General features: G+C 63.5%; 17 protein-coding genes and 1 tRNA gene. 5 read left to right on the plus strand and 13 right to left on the minus strand.

Annotated features, from left to right (window positions below; genetic code table 11):
- Positions 1 to 90: 90 nt before the first annotated feature.
- Genes JQ567_RS25865 through mobB form a run of 3 tightly spaced genes read right to left on the minus strand, consistent with a single transcriptional unit; the run spans position 91 to position 2,157 of the window.
- Entirely contained in the window at positions 91 to 327 is a 237-nt protein-coding gene (locus tag JQ567_RS25865; RefSeq protein ID WP_212441430.1) for a sulfurtransferase TusA family protein, read from the minus strand.
- A gap of 42 nt (positions 328 to 369) precedes the next feature.
- A complete protein-coding gene (gene glp / locus JQ567_RS25870) occupies positions 370 to 1,623 on the minus strand; it encodes a gephyrin-like molybdotransferase Glp (protein WP_212441431.1) in 1,254 nt (417 codons plus the stop codon).
- Between the two features lie 6 nt (positions 1,624 to 1,629).
- Positions 1,630 to 2,157: a molybdopterin-guanine dinucleotide biosynthesis protein B gene (gene mobB / locus JQ567_RS25875; protein WP_212441432.1), complete on the minus strand. Its 528-nt coding sequence runs from the start codon at positions 2,155 to 2,157 to the stop codon at positions 1,630 to 1,632.
- A 92-nt stretch (positions 2,158 to 2,249) separates the two neighbouring features.
- On the opposite strand from mobB, the gene JQ567_RS25880 reads away from it, so the two are divergent.
- Positions 2,250 to 3,140, plus strand: a complete 891-nt coding sequence (locus JQ567_RS25880) for a formate dehydrogenase accessory sulfurtransferase FdhD (RefSeq protein WP_212441433.1) — start codon at positions 2,250 to 2,252, stop codon at positions 3,138 to 3,140.
- Complete coding sequence (gene mobA, locus JQ567_RS25885) at positions 3,130 to 3,774, plus strand: molybdenum cofactor guanylyltransferase MobA (RefSeq protein WP_312017464.1); 645 nt, start codon at positions 3,130 to 3,132, stop codon at positions 3,772 to 3,774. The genes JQ567_RS25880 and mobA overlap by 11 nt, the downstream gene beginning before the upstream one ends.
- 161 nt (positions 3,775 to 3,935) lie before the next feature.
- On the opposite strand, the gene JQ567_RS25890 is transcribed toward mobA, so the two are convergent.
- Genes JQ567_RS25890 through JQ567_RS25900 form a run of 3 tightly spaced genes read right to left on the minus strand, consistent with a single transcriptional unit; the run spans position 3,936 to position 8,157 of the window.
- Positions 3,936 to 5,066 carry an FAD-dependent monooxygenase gene (locus JQ567_RS25890; protein ID WP_212441435.1) on the minus strand — a complete coding sequence of 377 codons (1,131 nt, stop codon included), beginning with the start codon at positions 5,064 to 5,066 and terminating at the stop codon, positions 3,936 to 3,938.
- 15 nt (positions 5,067 to 5,081) lie between these two features.
- Positions 5,082 to 7,031, minus strand: a complete 1,950-nt coding sequence (locus JQ567_RS25895) for a molybdopterin biosynthesis protein (RefSeq protein ID WP_212441436.1) — start codon at positions 7,029 to 7,031, stop codon at positions 5,082 to 5,084.
- A gap of 13 nt (positions 7,032 to 7,044) precedes the next feature.
- On the minus strand, positions 7,045 to 8,157 hold the full coding sequence (locus JQ567_RS25900; RefSeq protein WP_212441437.1) for a molybdopterin-binding protein: 1,113 nt from the start codon (positions 8,155 to 8,157) through the stop codon (positions 7,045 to 7,047).
- A gap of 205 nt (positions 8,158 to 8,362) precedes the next feature.
- Between JQ567_RS25900 and JQ567_RS25905 the strand changes: the two genes are divergently transcribed.
- Positions 8,363 to 9,574, plus strand: a complete 1,212-nt coding sequence (locus JQ567_RS25905) for an ABC transporter substrate-binding protein (RefSeq protein ID WP_212441438.1) — start codon at positions 8,363 to 8,365, stop codon at positions 9,572 to 9,574.
- 178 nt (positions 9,575 to 9,752) lie between these two features.
- On the opposite strand, the gene JQ567_RS25910 is transcribed toward JQ567_RS25905, so the two are convergent.
- Positions 9,753 to 10,730, minus strand: coding sequence for a TAXI family TRAP transporter solute-binding subunit (locus tag JQ567_RS25910; protein WP_212441439.1), 978 nt, complete (start codon positions 10,728 to 10,730; stop codon positions 9,753 to 9,755).
- Positions 10,731 to 10,867: 137 nt separating this feature from the next.
- Between JQ567_RS25910 and JQ567_RS25915 the strand changes: the two genes are divergently transcribed.
- Entirely contained in the window at positions 10,868 to 11,845 is a 978-nt protein-coding gene (locus tag JQ567_RS25915; protein ID WP_212441440.1) for a tripartite tricarboxylate transporter substrate binding protein, read from the plus strand.
- Positions 11,846 to 11,926: 81 nt separating this feature from the next.
- A tRNA-Ile gene (locus JQ567_RS25920) sits at positions 11,927 to 12,002 on the plus strand.
- Between the two features lie 123 nt (positions 12,003 to 12,125).
- On the opposite strand, the gene phaC is transcribed toward JQ567_RS25920, so the two are convergent.
- From phaC to JQ567_RS25950, 6 genes are all read right to left on the minus strand, one after another.
- On the minus strand, positions 12,126 to 13,826 hold the full coding sequence (gene phaC, locus JQ567_RS25925; RefSeq protein WP_249165715.1) for a class I poly(R)-hydroxyalkanoic acid synthase: 1,701 nt from the start codon (positions 13,824 to 13,826) through the stop codon (positions 12,126 to 12,128).
- Between the two features lie 188 nt (positions 13,827 to 14,014).
- Positions 14,015 to 15,391, minus strand: a complete 1,377-nt coding sequence (locus tag JQ567_RS25930; protein ID WP_212441442.1) for a sigma-54 dependent transcriptional regulator — start codon at positions 15,389 to 15,391, stop codon at positions 14,015 to 14,017.
- Positions 15,381 to 17,081 (minus strand): ATP-binding protein, encoded by a 1,701-nt coding sequence (locus JQ567_RS25935; RefSeq protein WP_312017465.1) that lies wholly within the window; start codon positions 17,079 to 17,081, stop codon positions 15,381 to 15,383. The genes JQ567_RS25930 and JQ567_RS25935 overlap by 11 nt, the downstream gene beginning before the upstream one ends.
- Before the next feature lie 187 nt (positions 17,082 to 17,268).
- A complete protein-coding gene (locus tag JQ567_RS25940) occupies positions 17,269 to 18,273 on the minus strand; it encodes a cytochrome d ubiquinol oxidase subunit II (RefSeq protein WP_409363633.1) in 1,005 nt (334 codons plus the stop codon).
- Positions 18,270 to 19,661, minus strand: a complete 1,392-nt coding sequence (locus JQ567_RS25945; protein WP_212441444.1) for a cytochrome ubiquinol oxidase subunit I — start codon at positions 19,659 to 19,661, stop codon at positions 18,270 to 18,272. The genes JQ567_RS25940 and JQ567_RS25945 overlap by 4 nt, the downstream gene beginning before the upstream one ends.
- Positions 19,662 to 19,750: 89 nt before the next feature.
- Positions 19,751 to 21,073 carry an NAD(P)/FAD-dependent oxidoreductase gene (locus tag JQ567_RS25950; RefSeq protein ID WP_212441445.1) on the minus strand — a complete coding sequence of 441 codons (1,323 nt, stop codon included), beginning with the start codon at positions 21,071 to 21,073 and terminating at the stop codon, positions 19,751 to 19,753.
- Positions 21,074 to 21,076: the final 3 nt, after the last annotated feature.

Consider the following 21,076-nt stretch of genomic DNA (forward strand, 5'->3'; position numbering starts at 1 on the left):
AAAGATCAATAAAGCCGTCTCATGTTGCGATAGCGAAAGCGTATCGATCTGGCTTTGCGATCGGTCGATACGGATTCAAAATGACCCGTCTTAGGTTTCGCCGTTCGCCTTTTCGATCAGGAATACGATTCGGGTCTCCGCGCGCTCCGTGATCTCGACCTTGTCACCGGTTTCGCGGATCAGATTCGGGATATCGATCACCGACAGCGGATCGGTGCAGTGGACTTCAAGCCGCTCGCCAGGTTTGACCGACTTCAGCGCCTTGCGCGTCTTCAGCGCCGGCAGCGGACATTTGAGGCCGGTGAGATCGAGCTTTGTCGTGGTCATTCCGGGAACATGGCGAGGCGGATGCGCATCGTCAATGAGCCTTCAGATCAAGCTTGCATAGGACAGGAAGCCGACGGTCTGGCCAGGCTCGACAAGCGTGATCTCTTCGCCGAGTTCGACAAGCCCGTCGGTGTCGACCAGCGAGGACAACAGCCCCGCACCCTCGCGCGGAAACTTCACCGCTTCGAGCGCACCATCCCCGGCCTTGCGCAGGGTGACGCGGACGTATTCGCGGCGGGCGATTTTCTTCTTGTAGGCAAAGGCGGCGCGAACCGGCATCGGCGCCAGTTTCTGTTGCCGCGCTCCCGATAAGGCCAGGATCGTCGGCCGCACCACGTGAGCGAAGGTGACAAAACTCGCCACTGGATTGCCCGGCAGGCCGATGAACGGTGTGCCGCCGATGATCCCCATCGCCACGGGACGTCCCGGCTTGATCGCCATTCGCCACAGCACGAGCGAGCCTACGCTTTCGACGCTGGCCTTGACGTGATCTTCTTCGCCGGTCGATACGCCGCCGGTGGTGAGGATCAGATCATGGGCGCTGGCGACGTTCTTTAGGGCGGCAGCGAGCGCGGTGGGCTCGTCTCTGAGGATGCCGAGGTCGCTGACCTCGCAGCCGAGCCGCGCCAGCATCGCCATCAGCATGAAACGGTTGCTGTCGAACAGTTGCGCCGCCGCGCGTGGCTCGCCCGGCGAAACCAGCTCATTGCCGGTGGAGAACACCGCGACGCGGATGCGCCTGTTGACGCCAAGTTCTGTCAGGCCGAAGGCGGCGGCCAGCGCCACATCCTGCGGCCGCAGTCTTTGTCCGGCCTTCAATGCCGCCTGGCCTAACGGGATATCCTCGCCCGCCGGGCGCACATTGGCGCCGGGCTTCAGCCCCGCCGGAAGCACCACCTTGCCGTCGTCGAGGCGGACGTCTTCCTGCATGAACACGGTGTCGGCACCGTCAGGCATCGGCGCGCCGGTAAAGATCCGCACCGCCTCGCGCGGCTTGATCGGCGCGCCTGCGGAAGCGCCGGCCTGAACGCGGCCGGCCACGGCAAACGCCTGCTCTTTGTCTTTGGGCAGATCGCGGCTCGACACCGCGTAGCCGTCGACCGCGGAATTGGTGAAGGGCGGCAGCGGCAGCGGCGCCGAAACATCCTGCGCAAGCACGCGTCCGTCGGCCTTGGCGAGCGCGACGGTCTCGACCTCCTGCACGGCCGTGACCCGCGCTGCAATGATGCCGACGGCCTCATCGACCGACATCATCGGACCGCCGAAGGCAAAGCAATCGTCGGACAATTGCGCCATCGCGAGTTAGCTCTCCGCTTCGCTCTTTGCCAGCACCTCTTCGACCGATATCGCCGAGCGCAGCATCATCGCGGCAATTGCCTCGATATCATCGAGATGGGCGGTGGGCAGCCTGGTTTCAACTGCGGTATCGGTGGCGATGCCGACCACGCCGGGATCGTCGGGGAACAAAAACGGCTTGCCGTTGGCCGCGCGGAAAACCTCGATCTTGCGGTGCGGCTCGCGCTTGAAGCCCTCGATGACGACGAGATCGACCCGCGACATTTTGGTCAATAACTCCGGCAGCCGCGGCTCTTCGGCGCCGCGCAGTTCATGCATCAGGGCCCAGCGCCGCGCGGAAGACACCAAAACCTCGGTGGCGCCGGCTTCGCGATGGCGCCAGGAATCCTTGCCGGGAATATCGACGTCGAAGGCGTGATGGGCGTGCTTGATCACGGAAACCCGCAGGCCGTCTTTCAGCAAATGCGGGATCACCCGCGCCAGCAAGGTGGTCTTGCCGGCGCCGCTCCACCCCGCGAGGCCAATCACTTTCATCCTGTTCTCCGCACCCTAGCCGGAACCGGGCTGGGCTTTCTCCTGAGGTGCTTTATATCGGGTGGCGGATAAAGTCATGCTAACCTGCGGAAATGATGAAGATCGATAAAGCCCCCGTCCCCCTGATCGTGCCCAATCCTGATGATCCCAGGCTGACCGAGCGCGTCACCGGGACCGACCAGACCGGCGCCACGGTCGAAATCAGGGTGCCGGTGGAGCGGCCGCTGACGCTGTATTTGAACGCGCAGGAGATCGTCACCATGATGACGATCGGTGACTACCCGGAGTACCTCGCGCTCGGGTATCTGTTGAACCAGAACATGCTGAAATATGACGACGTCGTCACCGAGGTCGAGTATGACGACGACCTGCAGGTGGTGGTGGTGCGCACCGAGCACCACACCAATTTCGAAGCCAAGCTGAAGAAACGCACGCAGACCTCAGGCTGCGCGCAGGGCACCGCATTCGGCGACCTGCTGGAGGCCGTGGAAAGCGTCGCACTGCCGAAGGCGGAGCTGCGCACCTCCTGGCTCTACGAGATGACGCATGCGATCAACACCATGCCCTCGCTCTATCTCGAGGCCGGCGCGATCCATGGCTGTGTGCTGTGCAAGGAGGGCACGCCGGTCTGCTACACCGAGGATGTCGGCCGCCACAACGCCGTCGACAAGATCGCAGGCTGGATCTATCGCCACGGCGTCGATCCCGGCGACAAGATTCTCTACACCACGGGCCGGCTGACCTCCGAAATGGTGATCAAGACGGTGCGGATGGGAATTCCCATCCTGGTATCGCGCTCGGGCTTTACGGCATGGGGCGTCGAGCTGGCGCGGCAGGTCGGGCTGACGCTGGTCGGGCGCACGCGGGGCAAGCGGTTCATCGCGCTGTCAGGCCAGGAGCGCATCGTGTTCGACCAGAATCTGTCCTTTGTCGAAGAGGAATCGGCGCGGCACAAGCGCAAGGGCGAAGACCGTGACGAGTGAAGCGACGGCAAGAGCCGCGCTGGCGGTACCGGGGGTGTTGCTTGCCGGCGGCCTGGCGCGGCGGATGGGCGGCGGCGACAAGCCGATGCGCACAATCGGCGGCCGCACCATCCTCGACCGCGTCATCGCGCGGCTGCAGCCACAATGCGACGGGCTCATTCTCAATGCCAATGGCGATCCCGCGCGCTTTGCCGCGTTCGGGCTGCCGGTGATCGCGGACGGCGTCGCCGATTTTCCCGGACCGCTGGCCGGCATTCTCGCCGCGCTGGATTGGGCCGCGGCCAACCGGCCGGAGGTCAAGTGGGTGCTGAGCGCCGCGGCCGACTGCCCGTTCCTGCCGCGGGACCTGGTTTCGCGTCTCGTCGGGGCAATGCGCGATGAGAACGCGGAGCTTGCGGTCGCGGCTTCCGACGGCCAGTCGCATCCGGTGATCGGCCTGTGGAGCGTGGCTCTGCGCGAACAACTCCGCCACGCGCTTGTCGTCGAAGACGTCAGGAAGATCGACCGCTGGACCGCGCGCTACCGCCTCACCACCGTGACCTGGCCGGTCGAGCCGATCGACCCGTTTTTCAACGCCAACACCATGGATGACATCGCCGAAGCGGAACGGCTGGCGGCGCTGGATGGGGGTTGATTCAACTCTCTCCGTCGTCGTCCCGGCGAAGGCCGGGACCCATAACCACAGGACGTTGTGAGTTAAGACAAGGCATCAACCACCGCCATTCATCAGCCGAGCCGCGGCGTATGGGTCCCGGCCTTCGCCGGGACGACGATGGGGCGCGGCCCTGTATGAATTCACGCCGCCAGCGGCACGGTCCAGGCGTCGTAGCCATAGACCCAATCGGTATCGGTCTTTCCGCTGAGCCAGGTATTGGTCCGCGAGGTCTGCTGAATCCGCGCGGTTCGCGCCTTGCGGGTTGCCTCAAATCTTCGAAACGCATTCGGTACGCCCTCGCGCTCGACGCCGTCGAGGCAGCGCGACAGCACGGCGGCGTCCTCGATCGCCATCGCCGCCCCCTGCGCCATATAGGGCGTCATCGGATGGCAGGCGTCGCCGAGCAGCGTCACGTTGCCTTCGCCCCAGCGCTCCAGCGCATTGCGATCGACGATCGCCCATTTGTGCACGTCCGGACACGCCGCCAGCACCTGCTCGACCTGGCGATCGAAGCCTGCAAAAGCCTTGCGCAATTCCCTGACGTCGCCCTTGGCCGACCAGGACTCGATCCGGAACTCCGGCTCCGGCTGGCTGGTGACGAGATAGATTTCGCTGCGGTCCGGCTTGACGTAGTAGATGACGATGTGCCGGTCCTCGCCCCACCATTTGGTGCAATCGTCGATTTTTTGGCCGCCGAGCAGTGCTGCGGGATAGGTCGTGCGGTAGGCGATACGCCCGGTGAAGTGCACCGGCGAAGTATCGAACAAGATGTCTCGGACGACAGAGTGAATACCATCAGCGCCGATGACGGCGTCGGCGATCGCGACCTCGCCATTGGCAAACGAAAGCCGGACGCCGTCGCTGATCTCGTCGAGTCCGACCAGTTTGTGGCTCAACTTGACGCATTCATCGGGAACGGCGCTCGCCAGCGCCGCATGCAAATCGCCACGATGCGCCAGCAGATAGGGCGCGCCAAATTTTTGCTCGGCGCTCTCGCCAAAGATCATGTCGAATTTGACTTCGCCGGTCTTCCAATCCCGGTTGTTCCAGGAGCGTGGATAGAAGGATTGGCTGCGCAATCTTTGTTCGAGCCCCAACCCGCGCAGCACCTTCATGGCGTTGCAGCCGATCTGGATGCCGGCCCCGAGGCGCGCGAATTGCGAGGCCTGCTCATAGACGGTGACGTCGATGCCGACCCGGCGCAGCGCCGCTGATGATGCGAGGCCGCCCATGCCCGCGCCAACAATCGCCACCGACAGAGGTCTTGCCATCGCCTCCCCGCCATTTCAGGCCGGTCGAAACCCGGCTCTTTCCAGCGCCGCGCGGCCTTCTTCCGACGCCAGCGCGTCGAGAAAGGCCTGCACCGCCGCCCGCTGCTTGCGCGCCGACACCAGCGCGAAATCATAATGCTCTTCGGCAAAGGGAATGAAACCCAGGTCGGACGCATGGGCCACCGGCGCGATGGTCATGCCCCAGTCGGCGCGATGCTGCGCCACCGCGGCGGCGACCGCGTTATGCGAGCGCGGCTGATTCCAGTAACCGTCGGGCTTGGCGCCCGCCAGCAGCCGGTCGATCAGGATGCGCGTGCCGGCGCCCTGGTTGCGGTTGACCATGATGCAGGCGGGATCGGCGAGCGCCGCGCGCACCGCGGCCTCGGCGCCCAGGCCCTCGAAGCGCGCATCGCCCTTGCGGAACACGATGCCCTGCATCCGCCGCCAGCCCGGCACCAGTTCGAGGCCGTCGGTGAGATAGGGCGTGTTATAGGTCTCGGTCTTGTCATCGAACAGATGGATCGGCGCAAAATCGCATTCGCCGCGCCTGGCCGCCGCCAATCCGCCTAGGCTGCCGACCGCGATCGATCGCACCGAAAGCCCGGCGCGCGCCAGCGGCGCGGTGACGAGATCGAGCCCGGTGCAGTGGCTGCCGACGATCACGAGATCAGGCACCCGCACATGCGGCGTGAACAGCGTCACTTCGGCATCAGTGCCTGCCGGCATCTGGTCGGCCAGCGCATCGATGCGCAGAAAACCATCGGCCTGCGCGAATGAGGTGATCGCACCCGAGCCCTTGCCGGTGGGATAGGCGATCAAGCCATCAGCCCCTTCGACCAGCGAGACCATGACGAATTCGGTGCGGCCCAGTTCGGAGGCGATCCGCACCGGAATTCTGGCGCTGACCTTGGCGTCCAAACGCGGCGGCAGGCCCGCCATCCGCCGCAGCACCGGCACGATCATGTCGTGGAACGTGAACATCGCCGAGGTCGGAAATCCCGGCAGGATCACCACCGGCTTGCCGTCGCAGACCGCCAGACACAGCGGCTTGCCCGGCTTCAGCGCGACGCCATGCGCAACGATGCCGGGCTTGCCGAGCCGCGCAATGATGCGGTGGGTCACATCGCCGGCACCTTTCGAGGTGCCGCCCGACAGCACCAGCATGTCGCTGATTTGCAGCGCGCTGCGCATCGCAGACTCAAGCTGCGCCTCGTCGTCGGGAACCGCGCCCAGAAATATCGCCTCGCCGCCGTTCTCCGATATCGCCGCGGTGACGATCGCGCCATTGGTGTCGTAGATCGCGGCCGGGCGCAGCGGCGAACCCGGCTGCACCAGCTCATCGCCGGTCGAGATAATTGCGACGCGCAGCGGGCGCGCGACGGCGACTTGCGCGATACCGCAGGCCGCCAGCATCCCGATCTCGCGCGAGCCAATAATAGTGCCGGCGCGCAGCAGCACCTCGCCGCGCGCGATGTCGGAGCCCGCATAGGAGACGAACTGACCGGGCGAAGCGGCGCGGCGAATTTCGATCGCGCGGGTTCCCGCCGGCTGGGTGTGCTCGACCATCACGATGGCATCGGCGCCGCGCGGCACCGGGCCGCCGGTCGCAATGGAAGTCGCGGTTCCCGACAGCACCGGCCGCGTCGGCGCGGTGCCGCAGGCGATCACCTCGTCGTTCAGCATCATCCGCACCGGCGTTGTTTCGCCGGCGGAAGCGAGATCGGCGGAACGCACCGCAAAACCATCGACGTTGGATCGATCGAACGGCGGTACATCGATCGGTGCGACGATATCTTCGGCCAACGCGCAGCCGAGTGCATCCGCGAGCGCCCACCGCTCGCTGGGCACCGCGCGCGGAAACAGCGCGGCTTCAAACCGCGCCAACGCTTCCTCGCGCGACAGGATGATCAAGAACTGGTCCTGATCGACGGGTTCACGGTCTTTCGGCGAGGGTGTACGGGTCATGCCGGCATCCATATCATTCCCGCAGCATATAGCCATCGACGCCGCTGCCTGCAGCAAATCCTTCCGCGCCGCCCGGTACGGTTAACCAAGCCTCGGCGCGGGCGATCGCATCGAGCGACAGGTCCCCGACCGCCAGCGTCACCCAGGCTCCCGCTTTTCGCTCCAGCAGCACGACTTCCGCAATGCCAACCGCGGAGGCGATCTTGCGCGCCAGCGGCAGATTGAGCGTCTTGCGCGGCCGCCGCCCCGACAGCCGGTCGAGTGCGGGCAGCGCCAGCGTCCACCACGCCGCAAACGCCTGATCGGGCGCGCCCGGCAGCACGACCACGGGCGTCGTGCCGATGCGGCCCACTGCCGAGGTCCGGCCGGGCTGCACGGCGATGCCATGGGCGATGACTTCGCCGCATCGGGCCAATGCCGACACCGTCGCATCAGTGCGACCGACGCCGCTGCCGCCGACAATCAGCAGCAGATCGCATGCGCCGACGTCGATCGCCGCGGCAACCGACGCGGCGTCGCGACCGGCCGCGGTAACGAACACCACATCGGCGCCGGCGGTGCGCGCGCTCTCCGCAATCAGCTCCGACGTCACCGAGCCGCCGGGCAAATTGACGATGCGCAGGCGCGGACGGCGCACCTTCAGCCGCGCTATTCCCGCCGCTCGCGCGATCATGAGGTCACGTGCCAGCACGCGCCGCCCGGCCTCGACCACACTGCTGCCTGCGGCAATGTCACCACCGGCCCGGCGCACACCCTGCCCCGGGATCGCTTCCGCCAGCACCTGCGGCATCGGGCCTGATAGCTCGATAGAATCGGCATCAAGCACGCAATCGCAGCCGCCGGGCATCGCATCACCCACTTCGACCCAGACCGGCAACGCCGCCAAAGGCAATGGCGAATAGGACGACGCGCCGACGAGATCACGGGCGCGCAGCGCAAAGCCGTCGCTGGCGGCGATGTCGTGCGGCGGCAGTGCACCGGATGGCGGCATGTCGGCGGCGATACAACGCAGCGCCTGCGCTACCGGCAGTTCCGACGGAGTTACCGGCTCGACGCCGTTCAACAGGGCGGCGAGCGCCACATCGAGCGGCGTAAGTGAAGTCGGCAGGCGCTGGTTCGGGGTCATGGCCCGCTATGCCCTGAATCGGGCCGGAAATAAACAGAACCCGATACCGCTGGCGGTCCGGCCCCTCCTTCCGGCCAAGTTGACGACGGCCCAAATTAGTTGCAATTGGGACCAATTGGCTTTAGTTGCAAATGGGACCAATTGGCGGAAACAACCGCCTGAAGACACACACGGCCAATGTGCCGATGCACAGGGAGAAGAGGGAATGCTCGTCAAAAACCTATCCATGCTTGGCGTGCTTGCCGCTGCGATGCTGGTATCATCAGCGGCGCTCGCGCAACTTTCCGATGACATCGTCAAGATCGGCGTTCTCACCGATATGAACGGCCCGGCGGCGACGCCGACCGGTCAGGGCTCGGTCACGGCCGCGCAGATGGCGATCGACGATTTCGGCGGCAAGGTGCTGGGCAAGCCGATCAGCCTGATTGTCGGCGACCATCAGCTGAAGCCGGATATCGGCGGCGGCATGGCGCGGCGCTGGTACGATGTCGACCAGGTCGACCTGATCGTCGACGTTCCGGTGTCGGCGGTCGGCCTTGCGGTACAGAACGTCGCCAACGAGAAGAAGAAGCTGTTCATCACACACTCGACCCTGGCCGCGGATTTCCACGGCAAATTCTGCTCACCCTATGCCATGCAGTGGGTGATCGACACCCGCTCGCTCGCGGCCGGCACCGCGCAGGCGGTGGTGAAGCGCGGCGGCAACAGCTGGTTCTTCATCACCGACGATTATGCGTTCGGCCACGCGCTCGAACGCGACGCCTCCGCCGTGGTCACCGCCAACGGCGGCAAGGTACTGGGTTCGGTGCGACCGCCGCTTGCGACCCCCGACCTGTCGTCCTTCGTGCTGCAGGCGCAGGCTTCCAAGGCCAAGATCATCGGCATCGCCGCCGGCCCGCCCAACAACATGAACGAGATCAAGACCGCCTCGGAGTTCGGCGTCTTGAAGGGCGGCCAGCAGATGGCGGCATTGCTGGCGCTGATCACCGACATTCATTCGCTCGGATTGCCGGCGGCGCAGGGCCTGCTGCTGACGACCTCGTTCTACTGGGACATGGACGACAAGACCCGCGAATGGTCGAAGCGCTATTTCGCCAAGATGAACCGGATGCCGACGATGTGGCAGGCCGGCGTCTATTCCTCGGTGACGTATTATCTCAACGCCATCAAGGAGGCGGGCACCGACGAGCCGCTGAAAGTGGCGGCGAAGATGCGCGAAAAGCCGATCGAGGATTTCTTCTCCCGCAACGGCAGGCTGCGCGAGGACAATCTGATGGTGCATGACCTCTGGCTGGTCGAGGTCAAGAAGCCGGAAGAATCGAAATATCCGTGGGACTATTACAAGATCCTGGCCAAGATCCCCGGCGACGAGGCGTTCGGGCCCATTGATCCGGCATGTTCGATGGCGAAGAAATAAGTCGACAGTCGTCTCGGCGATAGCGCGGCAATCAACAATGTCGTCCCGGCCTTGAGCCGGGACCCATAATCCCGGTCATCTGTTGTTGAGCAAAGCCGTTAACCACTGTGCTCAACAAAGACGGCCGCGGCGTATGGGTCCCGGCGTTCGCCGGGACGACGCGCTGAGAGAGCGGTGACTATTTCACCACCCCAACCTCGCGGAAATATCTCAGCACGCCCGGGTGGATCAGCCCGACGCTCGGCGCAGCCGCGGCCGTGTTTGCCGCGGTGGTCTCACAGGCCTGCGGCAGCTTCTTGCACAACGCCCCCTCCGCGCCGTGCAGCGTCTTCGCCAGCCGATAGGCAACGTCATCCGGCAGGCTTTCGCGCGCGAGGACAAAACTCCAGGAGCCGATCGAATCGATCGCCGCCGGCTGGTTCGGGTAGCTGTTGGCGGGCACCGTCAACGGCTTGAGAAAGGTATGCTTGGCGCGGACCTTGGCGATCTCGCCGGCGTCGGGCGCGATGAAGCGGGCGCCGCCGGGGCTTTCCGCCATGCTCTTGAAGCCGGGCCAGCCGATGCCCGCGCCCCATAGCGCCGCGGCACGGCCGTCCTGCACCATGGCCGGACCGTCGCCGGCGCGGTCGAGATAGATCGACTTGAAATCCTCGTCCTGCTTCAGCCCGATGCCGTCGAGCATGTAGCGCGACAGGATCGGCAGACCCGAGCCCCTGGCGCCGAACGCCACGGGCTGGCCGACGAGATCGCGAATGGTCTTGTAGGGGCTGTCGGCGCGCACCACGAACATGCCCGGGCTGGAATACATCGCGGTCAGGATCTTCAGCTTGGTCGGCGCCCGCCCGATGCCCATGAAGGCCTCGTAGGAAGGCTCCCCGGCCACCAGCGCGATATCGAGCCCGTCCGTCTCGAGCAGCGGAATGTTCTCGCTGCTGCCCTTGGTGTTGCGCGGCTCGATCGACAGCGTCGGATCGGCGGCGTTCATGACTTCCGCGAACGCATTGCCATAGACCGGAAAGCCGCCGCCCGGCGTCGCGGTTCCAAGACTAATCGGGGCACTGATTGCTGTTTTTGTAATGGCCTTGCCTCCATCTTGCGCCGCAGCGCCGCCCGCCAGCAGAACAACGCCGGCGCAGACGATATGAGCGAGTTTCATGTTTGGCCTCAAGCGTGTTTCCGCAGCTTGGCTGATCAACGCGAGCGGAGGTTGTAGGCAATTTCTCAATTGTATGAAAGCATGAATGCAACAGGCGCTGATGGCCTGATTGGCGACAACGATAGATGGGGGAGGCCATGTTCTCATTTCTGCGCGCAACCATGTTCAGTCTGGTCTGTCTGACGGGCCTTGCGACCGGCGCCGCCCCATCGTCCGCCGCCGACTATCCGACCCGCCCGGTGAAATGGCTGATCGGCTTCACCGCCGGTGGCCCGGTCGATACCGTGGCGCGCATCATGGCGCAGTGGCTGTCGGAGCATTTCGGCCAGCAGTTCGTCGTGGAAAATCGCGCCGGCTCCGGCGGCAACATCGCCGCGGCCGCGGCGATCAACTCGCCGCCGGACGGCTACACGCTCCTGTTCGTGGCGCCCAACAACGCGATCTCGACATCGCTCTACAAGAAGCTGCCTTACGATTTCATCCGCGACACGGTGCCGGTCGCCAGTATCATGCAGCTCACCAACATGATGGTGGTGCCGATGTCGCTGCCGGTCAAAACCGTCCAGGAGTTCATCGACTACTGCAAGGCCAATCCCGGCAAGGTCTCTTATGCCTCGTCCGGCAACGGCACCTCGGTCCACATGTCGGCGGAACTGTTCAAGGCGCTGACCAAGGTCGAGATGACGCATGTGCCCTATCGTGGCTCATCGGCCGCGATGCCCGATCTGATTTCCAACAAGGTGCAGGTGCTGTTCGACAACCTGCCGTCGGCGCTGGAACAAGTGCGCGGCGGCACGCTGCGCGGGCTCGGCGTCACCTCGCCGAAGCGCTGGCCAAGTGTGCCGGAGTTTCCGGCCGTGGCCGAAACCGTGCCGGGATTCGAATCGGTCGGCTTCTACGGCATCTCCGCGCCCAAGGGCACGCCGCCGGAAATCATCGAAATTCTCAACAAGGCGGTCGACGTTGCGCTGAAGGACCCGAAGCTGGTGGCGCGGCTCGCCGACGTCGGCGGCGTCCCAAAGCCGATGTCCCCTGTCGAATTCGGCAAGCTCGTCGCCGATGAGACCGAGAAATGGCGCAAAGTGGTGGAATTTGCCGGCGTTTCGGTGGATTAAACCCGGCATTGCGGGATTGCGATCACCCCTGTAAACGATGCCCGCACCGTTGCCGGCCGCCTCAAACGGCCGCTCGCGGCGGGGCCTGTAGCTCAATGGTTAGAGCCGGCCGCTCATAACGGTCTGGTTGCAGGTTCGAGTCCTGCCGGGCCCACCAGCCTTTCGCTCGCTTCGCGAGCTACGGCTAGGCAAGCCAGCCTGCGACCTCTCCGAGCGAAGTGAGCGAAGGCTGCCTCGCCGAAGCCCACTCGGGCGAAGGCGGGCGCGGCCGCGCTTCCTGTCAGCTCGCCTTTTCCTTCACATATCGACCGGGTGCAGATTCGCCCGGAGGATAGAGGTTGCTGCCGAGTTGCGTTCGCGCCGGCAGTTGCTCTTCCGCCTGCGGCTTGAGCCAGGCAATCCAGTCGTTCCACCAGCTGCCGGGCTTTTCATCGGCGCCAGCCAGCCAGGTCGCCGGGTCGTCGCATCGATCGGTCGACACCCAATAGCTTCGCTTGTTCTTCGACGCCGGATTGATCACACCGGCGATATGTCCGCTCGCACCGAGCACGAAACGCGTGTCGCCGCCGAACAGGCCTGTTGTACGATAGGCGGATCGCCACGGCACGATATGGTCCTCGACGGTCGCCAAGACATATGCCGGCAGGTCGACCCGCCCCAAATCGACTGACGTGTTGCACATCGTCAACCTGTTCGGTTCCCGAAGATTGTTCTCCAGGTACATGTTCCTGATATACCAGCAGTACATCGGTCCCGGCAGATTGGTTACGTCGGCATTCCAGAACAGGAGATCGAAACGCTCGGGCGATTTTCCTTTCAGATAATTATTGATCACGTTCGGCCATATCAGCTCCTTCGAGCGCAGGGTCTGGAACACGAATCCCAGTTCGGCGCCGCGGTAGACGCCACCATTCCCAATGGTCTGCTCACGCTGTCGCACGCTCTCCTCGTCCACGAATACGCCAAGATCACCCGGTTCGCGGAAATCGAGCATGGTCGTCAACAGAGTCACGCTGGCGACCGATTCGTCGCCCCGCGTCCGCAGGATAGCGAGCGCAGACGACAGGATGGTTCCCCCGACGCACCAGCCGACGACGTTGACCTTGTCGGCGCCGGAGATCGACCGGGCGATTTCGATGGCGCGCATGGCGCCATGCTCGACGTAATCATCCCATCCGAAATGCCCGCAAGAGGCATCCGGATTGCGCCAGGAAACGATGAACACCGTCATGCCGTGCTCGACCGCAAACCGGACGAAGGAATTGGCCGGCTGAAGGTCGAGAATGTAGAACTTGTTGATGCAGGGCGGCACGATCAGCAACGGCCGAACGGCCACCTGCTCCGTCGCCGGTTCATATTGAATCAGTTGGAACAGATCGTTCTCGAACACGACCGCGCCCCTGGATGCCGCGACGTCCTTTCCGACCTCGAATGCGCCCTCGTCCGTGATCGTCAGGCTGCCCCGGCCCAGATCCGACATCAAATTGTCGAGGCCTGCCTTGAGGCTTTGGCCTTCGGTGTCCGTCGCAAGCTTGATGACGTCAGGATTGGTGGCGAGAAAATTGGTCGGACTCATCGCCTCGACGAGTTGGCGCGTGAAGAAACGCAGCCGTTGCTTTTCCTTTTCGTCCAGATCCAACGCTTCGACGAAATCAGTGCAATAGCGCGAATTCAGCAGATAGCATTGCTTCAGCAGACTATGGAGCGAATTGTCCCGCCATTCCGTGGCGTTGAACCTGCGATCGCCGCGCGCCGGCTCGACGCTGCCTTCGCCCTGCACGCCTGCAGCCGATTTGATGACCTGTTCCGTGAGTTGGTACAGACGCATCAGGTGGTCAGCCTGCAATTCGGCGATCCGCCCCGATGAATTCAGCGTTGCGCCAAGGCCCACGCCGTCACGATCGCCGTTCGGTGTCCAGCCCAGCGACCGCCACAGGCTCGCGCCTGCCTTCATGAAACCTTCGACAAATTCGTCAGGCATATTGAATGGCCGATCCATCACTTACCCTCGCTCAGCAAGATTGAATGTTTCGTTCGTTTCCTCTTCGGGCAGCTTCTGTCTGGCGCCCTTCGCTCTCGTATGCGCCGAGAGCTTGTCAGCTATCCGGCCGGACCCGCGGCTTCGGCCGTCAAGCCTGTCCAGGGCGTCGCAATGGCCGCTTGTTGTCGTCAGGAGCCGGAGCGAACACTTGTCCCCTCCCTGATCCCGTCAACGTTGACGGAAAGGCGTTTGATCTTGTCGTACAGCGTCTGCTTCGGGATGCCCAAAAGCGTTGCCGTCGCCTGAACGTCGCCCTGCTTGCGCCGCAGCGCGTCCTCGATGATCGACCGCTCGATGTTCTCCAACTGTCGAGGCAGCGACACATCCGATGCACCCAGCCCGGGCTTGTTGATGGCCTTGCCGTCGAGCACGCCAAGCACGAAGCGATCGGCGACGTTACGGAGCTCCCGTACGTTTCCCGGCCACGAATAGGCCAGCAAGATGGACAGCGTCTGCTCGTCCAGTATCGGCGCGTCGCGCTCGAACCGTCTGGCGGCGTCGAGCGTGAAGTGCTCGAACAGCAGGGGAATGTCTTCGCGCCGCTCGCGAAGCGACGGCAGTTCGATGAATGCGACGCCAAGGCGATAGTAGAGATCGGCGCGAAACAGCCGCTTCTCGCTCAACTCGAGCAGATTCGTCTTGCTCGCCGCAACGACGCGGCAATCCACCGAGATCGGCTTGTTCGTTCCGACGCGTTCGATCGATCGATCCTGCAGCGACCGCAGCAACTTCACCTGCACGCTCAGCGGCATGCTCTCGATTTCGTCGAGGAACAGCGTTCCGCCATTCGCATATTCGATCTTGCCGATACGCTGACGGGTGGCACCGGTGAACGCCCCTACCTCATGGCCGAACAACTCGCTCTCGACCAGCGATTCGGGGAGGCCGCCGCAGTTCACCGCAACATAATGGCCGCCGCGTCGCCCGCTGTGATTGTGGAGACAGCGCGCAACCACATCCTTGCCGGTTCCGGTTTCGCCATAGATCGTGACGTCGACATTGGTCGCGGCCAATGTGGATACGAGCCTGCGCACTTCCAGTATCTGCGGCGACCGGCCCAGCAGGCTCGCCTCGATGCCCTGGCGGTCCGCAAGGACGGATCGCAACGCGCGCACTTCCAGGGTCAATCGTCTCTTTTCGGCCGCCCTGCGAACCACCGAAATGAGTCGCTCCGAGGAGCATGGCTTCTCGATGAAGTCGTAGGCGCCATCTCGCATCGCCTGCACGGCCATGGAAATATCGCCATGCCCGGTGATCAGGATCACCGGCAGATCCTGATCCAGCCGGCGCAGATCGGACAGCCATTCAAGGCCGCTCTTGCCGCGCAGGCGCACGTCGCAGACCACGACGAACGGCATGTCGGCACGGACGGACACGCTGGCGGTCTCGACCGAGGCGAACCCCGAGACGGAAAACCCGGCAAGTTCAAGCGCCTGAACGCCGCCGATCCGGACATCGTTGTCGTCCTCGACGTAGATCACGCCGATCGATTGGTCATCGCTCATGCGAAACCTCCGATGTGCCAGCCAATGGAAGGGTCACTGCAAATTCGGCGCCGCATGGCGTCAGGTTTCGTGCGCGCAGTTCGCCGCCAAAGGAGTGAGCGATGTGGTTGGAGAGCATCAGACCAAGACCGAGCCCTTTTCCCGCAGGCTTGGTCGTCACAAAAGGTTCGAACATGCGCTGCAGGACATCGGGCGCGATTGCAGGACCGCTGTTGCTGATGACGATGCGGCAGCGCGCGGCCTGCCCCTGTTCCCGGCTCGCGCGGATCAGGATCGACTTCCGGTCGGCGCTCTCCACGGCGTCCAGCGCATTCGCCACGATGTTGCACAACAGCTGCTCAAGCCGCGTCTGATCGGCGACGACGCAGATATTCGCGTCAACGTCGGTTACGACGGTCACTCCCCCTTCCTTGACGCGCCCGGCGAGTATCTTGAGCGATTCGGCCACGGCATGTTCGACGGAGACCGCGTCAAGCGGGCTGCTCGACTTGTATGCGAAAATCCGCAGCTGACCGGTCAGGCGTCCGAGCCGGCGCACCAATTCGCCAATCCGGGTCAGATTTCCGCGGGCATCGCCGATCGACCCGCGGTCGACGAGCAGAACCGCATTGTCGGCGGCCGTCTGCAGGGCGGCCAGAGGCTGGTTCAGTTCATGCACGATTCCGGCCGACATCTGGCCGAGGGCGGCGAGCTTGCCGGCATGGACCAAATCATCCTGCGCGGCCCGCAGTTCGGCGGTTCGTTCCTGCACCCTGATCTCGAGCATGTCGTTCGCCGCCTGCAACGCCGTCTGGTTGGCCAGGCGTTGCTTGATCGCTCGCCTGCGCTGCTCGACCAGACCAGCCGCCAGCAACGCAACGATGCAGGCGAGACCCGACATCGCGCCGATGATCAGCGCGGTCTGCCGCGTCGGCGCCTCATCGTCGAGCAGGACCAGCTTCCACAGACCGCGGTTGATTGGCCGTTCGCTGAGGGTGTAGGCAGCGCCGTTTTCTGCGGTGATTCGTGCAGCGCCGTCCGAGATCTGAGCGAGAAAGGTCCATCCGAGCGGCGTCAGCTCGTGGTTTCCGTATGGCTTCGATCGCGAAATCTCATCGCGCATCTGAAGCGACAGCGGCTCCATTGGATGAAAGCGCCACTCGTCGCGAGAGGAAAGTATCGTGACCCGGCGCTCGTCGAGCAGAAGAATATCGCTGTCAATGTCGCGCCATCCGCGCTCGAACGAATCGAGGTTGACCTTGACGGTGGCAACGCCCCTCGTCTCCCCGCCGTCCTTCAGGGCATAGGAGAGATAGTAGCCGGCGCGCGCGCTGGTAATGCCGACGCCGAAGAACGCCCCTCGACCTTTCGAGAGAGCCTCGCTGACATAGGGACGGTACGACAGGTTTTGGCCAAACGGTGTACCCGGCTGCTCGAAATCGGCCGCGGCCAGCGTATCGCCGGAGACGCCGAGGACGTAGAGATTTTCGGCTCCCGCAAGCAGATTGATCGACTTCAAGTACTGGCTGACGGTTTGCCGCAGTGCGGGATCGCCGGGCGCGCCGAGCAGCCGGAAGACGCTGGGGGACGTCTCGAGCAAGGACGGCAGGTATTCAAATCTTGAAAGATGACCGTCGAGCCGCGCGGCTTCCACCGCCAGCCGCTGCTGCGCGGCCGAGCGCAAATGGTGCAGTCCGCGCTCGAAAGCCACTGCATATCCGAGCCACGAAGCGGCTACGACCAGCGCGACAGCGATTGCTCCGCGCACAAGCCAACGCGTGGAACCGGGCGCCACCGAACTGATTTCGGGTCTCCCCTTGATGTTCATCAGCGATGGAAGGTCCGTCATCTCGGGAACCAGACAAATCCGAGGAGCGCCGGCCACGACGGACGACCGCTCATGCATAGTCTAACTCTATGGTCTTGCCCCGGAATACGCGATAGGAAAATCCGGTGTAGGCAATAATGACAGGCAGCGTGACGCAAACACCGATCAGGATGACCTTGAGCGATTCGGGGCTGCTGGCGGCTTGCCAGACGGTGAGCCTGTCGATCACCACGAAGGGATAGATGCTGTAGCTGAGGCCGAGGAAGCTCAGGAAGAAGACGAGCACCAGCAATGCGAACGGCAGCCAGCACAGGCTGCCGCGTACGGCCGGCGACCCGAGCAGGAGGCGCGCCGTCAGCAGCGCAATGCCCGTCGTGATCGGGATCGACGCCACCGCAATCATCGCCGGCAAGGTAAACCACCTGACACGAACCGTCTCGCTGATCCACGGCGTTGCCATCGAGATCAGTATCAAGCCCACGACCACGGGCGGCCAGGCGATCTTGCTCCACTCGATCGCCTTGTCCTGGAGCTGGCCGTCCGTCTTCATCACCAGCCACGTCGCGCCAAGCAGCGCGTATGCCATCGGCAACGCTATCGCAATGGCACCCGCAAAGATCGGATAGTTCCAGCCCTCGCCGAAGCCGCTGATGTAGCGACCGAGCATCCAGCCCTGGCACACCGACGCAAGCATTGACCCGGCGATGAACAGGCGGTCCCAAATCGCTTTCCGGCTGGCCTTGCCCTTGACCCTGAAATCGAAGGCTGCGCCGCGCAGGATCAGGCCAACCAGCATGAGAGCGGTCGGCAGGTACAGTTCCGACAGGACCAGCCCGTGCGCTTTGGGGAAAGCGACGAGGAGCAGGCCGACGCCGAGAACCAGCCAGGTTTCATTGGCATCCCAGAACGGACCGATGGACGCGACCATGGTGTCCCGCTCCTCGGGCGTCGCCCGATGCATCAGCATGCCGACCCCGAGATCATATCCGTCGCTCACGACGTAGACGAGCAGCGACACCCCCATCAACCCGATGAAGATCAGCGGGAGCAGTTCGTCGAACGACATCGAAATCATGCGAATTCTCCCCGGCGCTGATATTCCTGCGGGCCCTCCGCCTTGCCTTCCGATGTGATCATGCCCGGCTTCTTTTCCGATGTTTCCGACATGTGCTTCAGCACGCCGACATAGGCGACTAGCAGCGCCAGATAGACCGCAATGTAGATGCTGAGCGTCAGGGCAATGCTCGACGACGGAACACGAGAGGCGACGTCGCTGGTTCGAATGAGGCCGGCAACGATGAAGGGCTGGCGCCCGATCTCCGTGACGTACCATCCGGCGATGGTCGCAACCCAACCTGAAAAGGTCATCGCCGCGAACAGCTTCAGCATTGGCCGCGGCATCGGAGCGAAATCCCAGCCATCGCGCCAATGCCTCCACAAGCCGATCCAGCTGACCAGCAGCATCAGGATGCCGGTCCCCACCATGATCCGGAAACACCAGAACACCGGAAAAACCGGCGGATGGGCCGATGGAAACTCGTTCAGTCCCTTGATTTCGCCGTCAGCATCGTGCCGGAGGATCAGGCTCGCAAGTTTTGGCACGGCCAGCTCGAAACGGTTCGATCTCGTTGCATCGTCCGGGATCGCAAACAGGAGAAGCGGCGCTCCTCGCGTTGTTTCCCAAATACCTTCCATCGCCGCAATCTTCTGCGGCTGATGCCTGAGGGTATTGAGCCCGTGAAGGTCGCCGGCCACCATCTGTGCGGGCGTGGCCAAGGCGGCGAAAATCAGTCCCGTCCGCAGTACGCATGACGCGCTGGCCGTCGCGACACCCTTGAGGATCTGCCAGGCGCTGATCCCGATGAGCAGGAACGCGCAGGTCAGCGCGGATGCCAGCACCATATGGACGAAGCGATACGGGAAGGACGGATTGAAGATGATTTCCAGCCAGTTCTTGGCGTGAAACTGGCCATCGATGATTTCGTATCCCGCCGGCGTCTGCATCCAGGAATTGAGGGCAAGGATCCAGAATGCGCTCAGCATTGTGCCGAATGCGACCAGAAAGGTCGATCCAAGGTGAACCATCTCGCCGACGCGGCGGTGGCCGAACAACATCACGCCGAGAAAACCCGCTTCCAGAAAGAACGCGGTCAGCACTTCATAGCCGAGCAACGGGCCGGCGATATTGCCGACGCGCTCCATGTAGCCCGGCCAGTTGGTGCCGAACTGGAAGCTCATGGTAACGCCGCTGACGACCCCGAGCGCGAACGTCAGGGCGAATATTTTTGTCCAAAGCCGGTAGGCGCGCAGCCAATCCAGCTTCCGCTGCGGGTCGGTCGCGCGCAGGTGCTTCAGCCGAAAAAACAACAGAACCCAGCCCAGCGCGATCGAAATTGAGGGAAACAGAATGTGGAACGTGATATTGGCGGCGAACTGGATGCGCGCAAGGAACACAACGTCCATCAGGATCCCCTCCAGCTTCGGCGCAGCGCCTTCGCATCAATCAAGCTTGCATCGGTCGGCACGACATCCCTCGCGCTTGCGACCCGATATCAATGGAGCTTCACGTGCGGCTCGGTGCGCCGGGTGATCAGGCGGGCCAGCGTGTCGAGCGTCACCTTCACCGAACCGTGCAGCGCGTGTTCGTGCATCTTGTAGAGAGACAGGTACATCATCCTTGCGAAGATGCCTGCGAAGACAAGGTTGCCGCCCACGAGCGCTCCCATCATCGAGCCGACCGTGCTGAATTCGCCAAGCGAAACCAGGGATCCGAAGTCCCTGTATCGATAGGGCTTGAGCGGCTCGCCGCGCAGATACCGCGGAATTTGTGAGTACAGGTGAGAAGCCTGCTGGTGGGCCGCCTGCGCGCGAGGCGGCACATTGCCGCGCTCGCCCCACGAGCAGGCCGCGCAGTCACCGATGGCAAAGATGCCGTCGTCGCGCGTTGTCTGCAGCGTCGGCCGAACCACGAGCTGATTGATGCGATTGGTTTCGAGGCCGGCGATATCCTTCAGGAGATCGGGCGCCTTGACGCCCGCAGCCCAGACGATCAATTCGGCGGGAATCGTCCGGCCGTCCGTCAGGCTCACATGGTCGGACCCGACCTCGGAGACCTTGGCGCCGACCAGCACATTGACTCCGAGCTTGCCAAGCAACCTGTCCGTCTCTTTCGAAACCCGTTCGGGCAGTGCGGGCAACACCCGTTCGGCGGCTTCAATCAGCGTGATCCTGATGTCCTTTTGGGGATCGACCTGATCGAGGCCATACGCCACCACTTCGCGCGTTGTTCTGTGGAGCTCGGCCGCAAGTTCGACGCCGGTCGCACCGGCCCCGATGATTGCGACTTTCAACTGGTGCGCTCCCAGAGGCGCCGATTGGGCATGCGCGCGGATACATGCATTGACCATTCTTTCGTGGAACCGCCGTGCGTCCGACTGCGATTCGAGCTTGATCGCATGATCCACGACTCCGGGCGTGCCAAAGTCGTTGTTCTGGCTTCCGACGGCGACCACGAGGACGTCATAGTCAAAGGCCCGCTTCGGAGTAACCTCCCGGCCCTCGGCGTCGAAATACGACGCCACCTGCACCTGACGGCGATGTCGATCGATCCCGATCATCTCCCCGATCCGGTAGCGAAAGCCATGCCAGTAGGATTGCGCAAGATAATCGACTTCGTGGGCAGCGATATCCATGCTCCCGGCGGCAATTTCGTGCAGCTTCGGCTTCCACACGTGCGTGCGCTTTCGCTCGATCAGCGTGACGTCGAGCTTTCCCTTGCGTCCGTACTTGTCGCCCAGGCGCGTCGCAAGCTCCAATCCGCCGGCTCCGCCTCCGACGATCACGATGCGGGATTTTCCCAACTGTGGCTCACTCATGAT

The sequence above is a fragment of the Bradyrhizobium sp. AUGA SZCCT0431 genome, from assembly GCF_018131065.1.
Lineage (GTDB): Bacteria > Pseudomonadota > Alphaproteobacteria > Rhizobiales > Xanthobacteraceae > Bradyrhizobium.

Coding starts and splice junctions, on each gene's coding strand:
- JQ567_RS25865 (WP_212441430.1), bottom strand. CDS start 327: ATGACCACGACAAAGCTCGATCTCACCGGCCTCAAATGTCCGCTGCCG.
- glp (WP_212441431.1), bottom strand. CDS start 1,623: ATGGCGCAATTGTCCGACGATTGCTTTGCCTTCGGCGGTCCGATGATG.
- mobB (WP_212441432.1), bottom strand. CDS start 2,157: ATGAAAGTGATTGGCCTCGCGGGGTGGAGCGGCGCCGGCAAGACCACC.
- JQ567_RS25880 (WP_212441433.1), top strand. CDS start 2,250: ATGATGAAGATCGATAAAGCCCCCGTCCCCCTGATCGTGCCCAATCCT.
- JQ567_RS25890 (WP_212441435.1), bottom strand. CDS start 5,066: ATGGCAAGACCTCTGTCGGTGGCGATTGTTGGCGCGGGCATGGGCGGC.
- JQ567_RS25895 (WP_212441436.1), bottom strand. CDS start 7,031: ATGACCCGTACACCCTCGCCGAAAGACCGTGAACCCGTCGATCAGGAC.
- JQ567_RS25900 (WP_212441437.1), bottom strand. CDS start 8,157: ATGACCCCGAACCAGCGCCTGCCGACTTCACTTACGCCGCTCGATGTG.
- JQ567_RS25905 (WP_212441438.1), top strand. CDS start 8,363: ATGCTCGTCAAAAACCTATCCATGCTTGGCGTGCTTGCCGCTGCGATG.
- JQ567_RS25910 (WP_212441439.1), bottom strand. CDS start 10,730: ATGAAACTCGCTCATATCGTCTGCGCCGGCGTTGTTCTGCTGGCGGGC.
- JQ567_RS25915 (WP_212441440.1), top strand. CDS start 10,868: ATGTTCTCATTTCTGCGCGCAACCATGTTCAGTCTGGTCTGTCTGACG.
- phaC (WP_249165715.1), bottom strand. CDS start 13,826: ATGCCTGACGAATTTGTCGAAGGTTTCATGAAGGCAGGCGCGAGCCTG.
- JQ567_RS25930 (WP_212441442.1), bottom strand. CDS start 15,391: ATGAGCGATGACCAATCGATCGGCGTGATCTACGTCGAGGACGACAAC.
- JQ567_RS25940 (WP_409363633.1), bottom strand. CDS start 18,273: ATGATTTCGATGTCGTTCGACGAACTGCTCCCGCTGATCTTCATCGGG.
- JQ567_RS25945 (WP_212441444.1), bottom strand. CDS start 19,661: ATGGACGTTGTGTTCCTTGCGCGCATCCAGTTCGCCGCCAATATCACG.
- JQ567_RS25950 (WP_212441445.1), bottom strand. CDS start 21,073: ATGAGTGAGCCACAGTTGGGAAAATCCCGCATCGTGATCGTCGGAGGC.